8 protein-coding genes are annotated in these 9,337 nt (G+C 64.7%); all 8 read left to right on the plus strand.

What is annotated here, in order from left to right:
- Nucleotides 1–1,000 (plus strand): hydantoinase B/oxoprolinase family protein (locus AC1DS3_RS30225; RefSeq protein WP_477128563.1); only part of this gene is annotated, 1,000 nt, incomplete at its 5' end.
- Between the two features lie 51 nt (nt 1,001–1,051).
- Nucleotides 1,052–2,659, plus strand: coding sequence for an ABC transporter substrate-binding protein (locus AC1DS3_RS30230; RefSeq protein WP_441637327.1), 1,608 nt, complete (start codon nt 1,052–1,054; stop codon nt 2,657–2,659).
- A gap of 21 nt (nt 2,660–2,680) precedes the next feature.
- Nucleotides 2,681–3,667 (plus strand): ABC transporter permease, encoded by a 987-nt coding sequence (locus tag AC1DS3_RS30235; protein ID WP_477128568.1) that lies wholly within the window; start codon nt 2,681–2,683, stop codon nt 3,665–3,667.
- A 73-nt stretch (nt 3,668–3,740) separates the two neighbouring features.
- Nucleotides 3,741–4,625 carry an ABC transporter permease gene (locus AC1DS3_RS30240; RefSeq protein ID WP_477128564.1) on the plus strand — a complete coding sequence of 295 codons (885 nt, stop codon included), beginning with the start codon at nt 3,741–3,743 and terminating at the stop codon, nt 4,623–4,625.
- On the plus strand, nt 4,618–5,730 hold the full coding sequence (locus AC1DS3_RS30245) for an ABC transporter ATP-binding protein (protein ID WP_477128565.1): 1,113 nt from the start codon (nt 4,618–4,620) through the stop codon (nt 5,728–5,730). Before AC1DS3_RS30240 ends, AC1DS3_RS30245 begins: the two co-directional genes overlap by 8 nt.
- Nucleotides 5,708–6,487 carry an ATP-binding cassette domain-containing protein gene (locus AC1DS3_RS30250; protein WP_441637321.1) on the plus strand — a complete coding sequence of 260 codons (780 nt, stop codon included), beginning with the start codon at nt 5,708–5,710 and terminating at the stop codon, nt 6,485–6,487. Before AC1DS3_RS30245 ends, AC1DS3_RS30250 begins: the two co-directional genes overlap by 23 nt.
- A 348-nt stretch (nt 6,488–6,835) precedes the next feature.
- Nucleotides 6,836–7,810: a Bug family tripartite tricarboxylate transporter substrate binding protein gene (locus AC1DS3_RS30255; protein WP_477128566.1), complete on the plus strand. Its 975-nt coding sequence runs from the start codon at nt 6,836–6,838 to the stop codon at nt 7,808–7,810.
- Between the two features lie 38 nt (nt 7,811–7,848).
- Nucleotides 7,849–9,147, plus strand: coding sequence for an LLM class flavin-dependent oxidoreductase (locus tag AC1DS3_RS30260; RefSeq protein WP_477128567.1), 1,299 nt, complete (start codon nt 7,849–7,851; stop codon nt 9,145–9,147).
- The last annotated feature ends 190 nt before the right edge of the window (nt 9,148–9,337 follow it).

Below are 9,337 nucleotides of genomic sequence, written 5' to 3' on the forward strand. Positions count from 1 at the left end.
GCACAACAGCATGACTATTGATGGCTACGAGTCGCCGATCACATTGGTCGCCAGCCTGACGATCTCCGCCGATGGCATCGATGTGGACTTTACCGGCACGTCCCCGGTGGTCGCGCGCGGCATTAACGTGCCCAAGGCCTATACGGATGCCTATACCTCCTTCGGCATTCGCTGCCTGATTGGCGCGGATATACCCAACAACGCGGGCTCGCTGGCGCCGGTGCGTGTGCATGCGCCGGAAGGCTCGATCCTGAATGCGCCGTTTCCCTGCGCCGTGACCGCGCGCCACATCATCGGCCAGATGCTGCCGGACGTGGTGTTCGGCTGCCTGCGCCAGGCCCGCGCCGGCACGGTGCCGGCGGAGGGCGCATCCAGCCTGTGGAATATCCAGCTGTCGGGCGGCCAGCCGCTTGCCGGCGCCGCCGCCAGCGAGCTGATGAAGGGGCGGCCCTTCGCCATCACCAGCTTCTCCACCGGCGGCACGGGCGCGCGCCCCGGCAAAGACGGGCTTTCCACCACGTCCTTTCCGAGTGGTGTGCGCAATGTGTCGGTAGAGATTCTCGAAACTGTGAGCCCGCTGGTGTTCTGGCGCAAGGAGTACCGGCCGGACTCAGGCGGCGCCGGACAACAGCGTGGCGGGCTGGGCCAGGTCATCGAGGTGTCCAACGCCGACGGTGCACCAATGGTCCTGGCCGCGGCATGGGACCGGCTGCAGTTCCCCGCGCGGGGCGCCGATGGCGGCCTGGCAGGGGCGCCCGGCCGGGTCTCGCTGGCATCCGGCAAGGTCCTGCAAGGCAAGGGCCGGCAACTGGTGCCGGGCGGCGATCGCCTGGTAGTGGAAACGCCGGGCGGCGGCGGCATCGGCGACCCGGCAAGGCGGGAACCGCGCCAATTGGCGGCGGACCTGCGCAATGGGCTGGTAGGCGGCGCGGCTGCAATCGAATGCTACGGCGCGCAACCCTCGGGTGTCGTTGCGTCCGATCTTGCCACGCCGGCCTGAGTACCGTCATTCCGTTTCTTTCATCCGATTTTCCATCAGGAACCATTGCCGATGTCTTCGACGCCTTCGCTGCTTAAACGGCTCTTGTCCGCCGGGCTGTATTCCGCCCTGGTTGTGGCCCTCGGCGCTGCCGCACTGCCCGCGCGTGCGACGCCGACCCCAGGCGGCACGCTCAACCTGCTGCTCAACTACGAGCCGCCCACGCTGGTGTCGCTCACCAATGTGGCCACGCCGGCGCTCAGCGTCAGCGCCAAGGTGACTGAGGGCCTCCTGGAGTACAACTACGACCTGACGCCGCGTCCGCAACTGGCCACGTCGTGGAGCATCAGCCCGGACGGCAAGCAGTACACCTTCCACCTACGCAAGGGCGTGAAGTGGCATGACGGCAAGGACTTCAGCTCGGCCGACGTTGCCTTTTCGATTCTGCTGCTCAAGAAGGTCCACCCGCGCGGCAGCAGCACGTTTGCCAACGTGACCGAGGTCAAGACGCCGGATCCGTACACCGCTGTGATCGTGCTGTCCAAACCAGCGCCTTACCTGATCAAGGCGCTGGTAGCCACCGAATCGCCGATCGTGGCCAAGCATATCTACGAGAACACCGATCCTATCGCCAACCCCAACAACAATGCGCCGGTGGGAACGGGCCCGTACCGCTTCAAGGAATGGGTTCGTGGCAGCCACATCGTCTATGAGCGCAATCCGGACTACTGGGACAAGCCCAAGCCGTACGTGGACCGCATCGTGGTGAAATTCATCCCCGATCCGGCCGCGCGCGCCATCGCCTTCGAGACCGGCGCGGTGGACTTGGGCTACCGCACGCCGGTGCCGCTGTCCGACCTGGCCCGGCTGAAGAAGGTGCCCAAGCTGGCCTTCGAGACCAAGGGCAACAGCTATTCCTTCAACGTGACCCGGCTGGAGTTCAACCTCGACAATCCCTATTTCAAGAACCTGAAGGTGCGCCAGGCAGTGGCGCAGGCCGTCAATCGCGATGTGGTGCTGAACACGGTCTACTACGGCTACGGCACCCGCACCGCGTCGCCGATCGCCCCTGGCCTGAGCGCATTCCACGACGCCACGCCGACGCCCTACCCCTTTGATACCAAGGCGGCGGACAAACTGCTCGACGAGGCCGGCTATCCCCGCAAGGGTGGCGCCGCCCGCTTCCGCGTCACGCTGGACTACAACCCGATCAGCGAGGACAGCAAGCGGCTGGCCGACTACCTGCGCTCCGCATTGGGCAAGGTCGGCATCGATGTAACGATCCGCTCGCAGGACCTGCCGGCCTTCGTCAAGCGCATCTACACCGAGCGCGACTACGACTTCACTGTCAACGGTGCAAGTAACCTGTTCGACCCCACCGTGGGCGTGCAGCGCCTGTACTGGTCCAAGAACTTCAAGAAGGGCGTGCCTTTCTCCAATGCCACTCACTACAGCAATGCGGAGGTGGACAAGCTGCTGGAGGACGCCACGTCCGAGACCGATCCAGCCAGGCGCGTGGCGCAATTCAAGCAGTTCCAACAGATCGTGGGCAAGGAAGTACCCGACCTGAACCTGGTGTCGCCGCAGTTCATCACCATTGCCAACACCCGGGTGCATGACCATTCGCTGACGGCGGATGGGGTCGAGTCGAACCTCGCAAACGTCTACCTGGACAAGTAGTCCGGTGGCCGGATTTCCATGATGCCAACTGTGCTTCGAGTCGGAACGGCCCTGCGGCGCGCACTATGGCGCGCGCTGCCCACGGCACTGGGCGTGATCGTCTTCAACTTCCTGCTGCTCCAGTTGGTGCCCGGCGACGCCGCCGATGTCCTTGCTGGCGAGTCCGGCTCGGCCACCGAGCAGACCATGGCGTTGATGCGGGCGCGCTTCGGGCTGGACCAGCCGGTGCTGCATCAGTTGCTGGCCTACTTGGGGCACCTCACGCGTTTCGACCTGGGCTTCTCGCCCCGGTACAACACGCCGGTGGCGGAGCTGATCCTGGCGCGTCTGCCCAATACGCTGCTGCTGACCGGCGCCGCGCTGTGCATCGCTCTGGTTCTCGGCGTTGCCTGCGGCGCCGTCATGGCCGCGCGCGTGGGCACGTGGGTGGACCGCGGGCTGTCGCTGGCCGCGCTGCTGCTGTACTCGGTGCCGGGCTTCTGGATCGGGCTGATGGCGATCGTGCTGTTCTCGGTCCACTTGGGTTGGTTGCCCAGCGAAGGCACCAGCACCATCGGCGCKGGCCTGGGCGGGCTGGCGCACTTGCGCGATGTGGCCAGCCATCTGGCGCTGCCGGCGCTGGCGATGTCGTCCTTCTTCATCGCCATCTACGCGCGCCTGACGCGCGCGGCCATGCTGGAGGTGCRGCGCCAGGACTTTGTGCGCACAGCCGCTGCCAAGGGACTGCATCCGCTGCGGGTGTCTGTGCGCCATGTCCTGCGCAATGCGCTGCTGCCAATTACCACGGTTGCTGGCATGCACTTTGGCGCCTTGCTAGGCGGGACGGTGGTGATCGAGACCGTGTTCAGCTGGCCGGGGCTGGGTCGGCTGGCGCTGGAGGCCGTGATGGCGCGGGACTTCAGCGTGCTGCTGGGCGTGCTGCTGCTGTCTTCCTTCCTGGTGGTGCTCGCCAACGTGCTGGTCGATTTGCTGCATGCCTGGCTGGACCCTCGGATCAAGGCGCGCTGAAGAACCGGCTTAGGTATCACTGAATCGCTCGCACAATGAATTCATTAATCGGACCCTTCAGAGTCGGATCGACATGACTTTTGCTATTCCCGGCACATCGGCCGCCGCACCGCAAAGCGCGCCGCGCTGGCGCACGCTGCGCATCATCCTGCGCAACCCTGCCGCGCTGGCTGGCGTGCTTGTGCTGGTGGCGCTGGTGCTGATGGCTGCGCTGGCTGGCTTCCTGTTCCCCGGCGATCCGCTCGATATGGTGGGGCAGCCGTTCCTGTGGCCGGGCGCCGATCCGGCCTTTCTGCTCGGCACCGATTCGCTGGGGCGCGATGTGCTGGCGGGCATCGTGCACGGCGCGCGCGTGTCGCTGCTGGTCGGGCTGGCGGCGGCGTCGCTTAGCCTGTTGATCGGCATGCTGGTGGGCGCCGTGGCCGGCTATTTTGGCGGCACCGTCGACGCGGTGCTGAGCCGTGTCATCGAGTTGGTGCAGACGGTGCCCAGCTTCCTGCTGGTGATCGTTATCGTGGCTATTGGCAGCCCATCCGTCACCACTATCGCGCTGGCGATCGGGCTGGCTTCGTGGCCAACCGTGGCGCGCCTGGTGCGCGCCGAGTTTCGTACCTTGCGGGAGGCGGATTTTGTGCTGGCCGCGCGCAGCGTGGGGTATCGCAGTAGCCGCATCATCGTCGCGGAAATCCTGCCCAACGCGCTGCCGCCGGTGATCGTGACCACCTCCGTCATGGTGGCCAGCGCGATCCTGATCGAATCGGCCCTGTCCTTTCTCGGCATGGGCGACCCCAACGTGGTGAGCTGGGGCAGCATGATCGGCGCCGGCCGCGAGGTACTGCGCAGCGCGTGGTACCTAACCGCGCTCCYTGGAGCCGCCATCATATTGACCGTGCTGGCGTTGAACCTGATGGGCGACGCACTTAACGATGCGCTCAACCCGCGCTTGCGCAATGCATGAGATCAACGCCACGGGCCCGCGCCAGCGCACCATGAATACCCTGCTGGAAGTTGACAAGCTCCAGATCCGCTTCGGTGCGCACACCGTGGTGCACGATCTGAGCTTTGCCATCGAAGCAGGGCAGACCCTCGCCCTGGTGGGCGAATCAGGCTGCGGCAAATCAGCCACCGCGCTGGCGTTGATGCAATTGCTGCCGGCGCCGGGGAGAATCAGCGGCGGCAGCATTCGCTTTGCCGGCCAGCCATTGCTGGGATTGCCCGCGCCCGCGCTGCGCAACCTGCGGGGGCGCTCCGTGTCGATGATCTTCCAGGAGCCGATGACCTCGCTCAATCCGGTGCTACCAGTGGGCTACCAGATTGCCGAGGTGCTGCGCCACCACCAGGGCTTGTCCCGCAAGGCCGCGCGCGCGCAGGCCATCGAGCTGCTGGACCTTGTGCGCATTCCCGCGCCGGCGCAGCGGGTCGACGCATTTGCGCACAATCTGTCGGGCGGCCAGCGCCAGCGCGTGATGATCGCCATGGCCATCGCCTGCAAGCCGCAATTGCTGATCGCCGACGAGCCTACCACCGCGCTCGATGTCACGACCCAGGCGGAGGTGCTGGCGTTGCTCGACGACCTGCGGCGTGAGCTGTCGATGGCGTTGCTGCTGATCACCCATGATCTTGGGCTGGTGGAGCAATGGGCGGATCGCGTGGTGGTGATGTACGCCGGGCGCAAGATGGAAGAGGCACGAGTGAGCGAGCTCTTTGCCGCTCCGGCGCATCCGTACACGCGAGGGCTGCTCGATGCCTCGCTGCGGCTGGAGCAGGGCAGGTTCTATCGCGACACCCGGCTAACCGAGATTCCCGGCAGTGTCGAGTCCGCCCGGCTCGCCACGGGCTGCCCCTTTGCACMGCGCTGCGCGCAGGCCGAGGCACAGTGCCTGGCGGGGACGCCGCGGGCCGAGCCGATACCAAGCGCGCCGCTGGCGCCGGGCGTATCCGTGCCAGCCGACGCGACGCCGCACCGGGTCGCCTGCGTATCCGCACACCGCATCGCCATGCCGGGCCCACATCAAAACCAGGATCAGACGCAAAACCATCATGCCGCTGTTGTCAGTCATTGATCTGCATACCCGCTACGCGAGCCGCGAAGGTGTGACCCATGCCGTCAATGGCGTCACGTTCGATATCGCGGCAGGAGAGACGGTTGGCCTGGTGGGCGAGTCCGGGTGCGGCAAGTCCACGCTGGGCAAGACCCTGCTCCAACTGGTGCCGGCCAGCTCAGGGCGCGTACTACTCGATGGTATCGACCTGGGCGCGCTGAAGCCCGGCCCGTTGCGAGCCCTGCGCCCCCGCGTGCAGATGATCTTCCAGGATGCCTACGCGTCGCTCAACCAGCGCCGCAGCGTGCGCGACACGCTGGAAACAGTGCTACGCGTGCACGGCGTGGCCGATGCGGGCGAGCGCCAACGGCAGGTGGCGGTCATGATCGACCGGGTAGGCTTGCCGCAGTCATCGCTGTCCCGCTATCCGCATGAGTTCTCGGGCGGCCAGCGCCAGCGCATCGGCATCGCGCGCGCCTTGCTCCTTCGGCCTGACTTAGTGGTGTGCGACGAACCGGTCTCCGCGCTGGACGTATCGATCCAGGCGCAGATCCTAAACCTGTTGGTCGAGCTCAAGCGCGAGTTTGGCCTTGCGTACCTGTTCATCTCGCATGACCTCGCCGTGGTGCGCTACCTGGCCGACCGCGTCATGGTGATGCAGGCTGGCCGCATTGTCGAGAATGCGTCGCAGGAGCAATTGTGGAGTCATCCCGCTCACCCCTACACCAGACAGCTAATCGCTGCTGAAGCCGGGGCAGGAATCAGGCGGGCACACTGACGTCACTGATCAATGCAACGAGCGGCCGCCTCCTGCTGCTGCGCATTCGGCCGCGTGCATGAAGAAGAAGCGAGTCACCGTAAGTGAGTTGGTCCCCTGATTCGCGTCTTCCAATTTCAATACAAGCCTTCGCCCGGCACCGTACGAGCCTGCTTGAGGAATCACGTGTGCCCCCGAGTCCTAGCAGCCGCCGTCGGCGGGAACTGATGCAGGGCCCTGGCGCCTGATCACCCCTCTGTGGTTCCTTCGTCAACGAAGGACTTCAACTTATCTAGCTCGGAATGGTTCGTTAGGCCGGACTGCGCGCTTGTGTGAGACTCGTCACTTGCCCATTTGCAGGTCCTTGCCATGTCTATTATCGCTATTCGCGTCGCGACAGCCATCGTCCTGGCTGTCACCGCTGCTTCCTCTTTCGCGCAGGCTGGCGCGGCGTATCCGTCGAGGCCGATCACCTATATCGTGCCTTACGCACCTGGTGGTACCAACGACAATGTGGCGCGCATCATCAGCAAACGACTGGCGGAGAAAACTGGACAGAGCGTGCTGGTCGAGTACAAGCCTGGTGCCGGCGGCACGCTGGGCGCAGGCTACGTTGCGCATGCGCCGGCCGACGGCTATACGTTGCTCAACACGTCGATCGGCAATCTCGCGATTGCGCCGCAACTGGTCAAGACCACGTTCGACCCGTTCTTGGATTTTGTCCCGGTGGCCTACATCGGCAACTCACGCGCCACGGTGGCGGTCAATCCGCACGTGCCTGCGCGGAACTTGAAGGAACTCATCGCCTATGCCAAGGCGAACCCTGGCAAGCTGACCTACGCCACCTCGGGAAATGGCACCCCCGGGCATATCGCCGGCGAGTTGCTTAAATCGCTGGCGGATATCGACATGCGCCATGTGCCGTACAAGGGCAGCGCACCTGCCGTCGCGGATGTCATTGCCGGACATGTGGACGTGGTGTTCGATCCCCTCAGCACGGCATCCATCAAGGCAGGAAAGCTGCGGGCGCTCGCCTTCTTCGGTAGCGAGACATCGCCCGAACTGCCGGGCGTGCCGTCGATCGCGCAGGCTGGAGTCAACGGCTGGGAAAATGCGTTGGGCGGCTCCTTCTTCATCTCCGCACCGAAGGACACGCCTGCGAGCGTACTGGCGGCGCTGCGGGGATGGCTCAACGAGATCCTGCGAGAGCCCGCGACTATCCAGGCGCTCGCCCGTGTTGAGGTAGAAACCCGTTCGCTCACGCCGGAGCAGACCAAGGCCACGATACGCTCGGTCCATGACCTGTCTCGTCGCATCATTCAAAACAGCGGAACGCAGCTTTAGGCTCGTCGGTGCCGGCGCAACCAACTTCACTCCCTGATATGTCCACACCTTTGCCAAAGCCAATCAGACTTGGCCTGTTCCTTCTGGCCGCCGGTCACCATGCCGCCGGCTGGCGCCATCCCGACGCCGAGTCCGGCACGGAGAATATCGACTTGATCGTGCGGGCTGCGCAAGCAGCGGAACGTGCCAAGTTCGATATGGTCTTCTTTGGCGACCGCTTGCTGACMACGCCCGACTCGCATCCGTCGATGATCACGCGGCCTGAACCGCTGACACTGCTGGCCGCATTAGCGATGGTGACTCGCTACATCGGGCTGGCGGCAACGGCATCCACGACCTATAGCGAGCCATTCAACCTCGCGCGCATGTTTGCCACCGTGGACAAGATATCGAAGGGCCGGGCCGCATGGAACATCGTGACGACCTTCGCCRATGGCTCGGTGAACTTCAGCAGGGAACGGCATCCCGACCATGCCGAGCGGTACGCGATTGCCGATGAGTTCGTCGAGGTGGTCAAGGGGTTGTGGCGCTCGTGGGAGCCTGATCCCTATGTGCGGGACAAGGAGGCGGGCATCTATGTCGACACAGGCAAGATGCACGCATTGAACCACCGCGGCAGGTTCTTCGACGTAGCAGGTCCACTCAACGTGACGCCGAGCCCGCAGGGACATCCTGTGCTGATCCAGGCGGGGTCCTCCGGACCGGGCCAGGCACTTGCAGCTCGTCATGCGGAGGTCGTCTTCACGGCACAACAGGGTCTGCCAGCGGCACGGCAGTTCTATGGGGAGATCAAGGAGCAGGTGGCGAAACAGGGACGCGATCCGGCCCACTGCCTGGTGATGCCTGGGCTGATGCCCATTGTCGGCCATACCGAGCGAGAGGCTTACGAAAAGCTGGCGGTATTGCAGAATGGCACCGAACAATCCAACGCGGCTGCCTTGCTCTCGGAGCAACTGGGCCACGATATTTCGGGCTACCCGCTGGATGGACCTTTGCCTGAGCTGCCATTCACCGAATCCATCCAGAGCCGCAGCCGGCTTCTGAAGAAGCTCGCGCGCGAACGTAACCTTACGCTGCGGCAACTCTATCACGTGGTTGCCAGCGCTCGCGGCCACCAGGTCGTTGTTGGCACGGCGGCGCAAGTCGCCGAACATATCACCACCTGGGTGGACGAAGGCGCCGCCGATGGGTTCAATATCATGCCGGCGTACTTTCCCGGGGGGCTGGACGACTTCGCTAATGAGGTGGTTCCACTGCTGCAGACACAAGGGCGGGCACGCACAGAGTATCGAGGCAGCACCTTGCGGGAGCACCTTGGGTTGCCGCGGCCCTACTGAGATGGCGTATGGATGCACAGCGATCGCTTCCGCACGGGCGTGCTTGCTAGTGCTGAGAACACCCGTGGGGAATAAACGGGCGGCCCTTGCCCGCGCGGCGCAGCAGGCCAGGAACATCGCGTAAGCCTGCGTCCAGCCTAGTTCCTCGTGACGATCCTTGCTGTGGCATCGAAGCGCGGCCACGCTGGGT

This window comes from Cupriavidus sp. 01L46 (assembly GCF_056399905.1).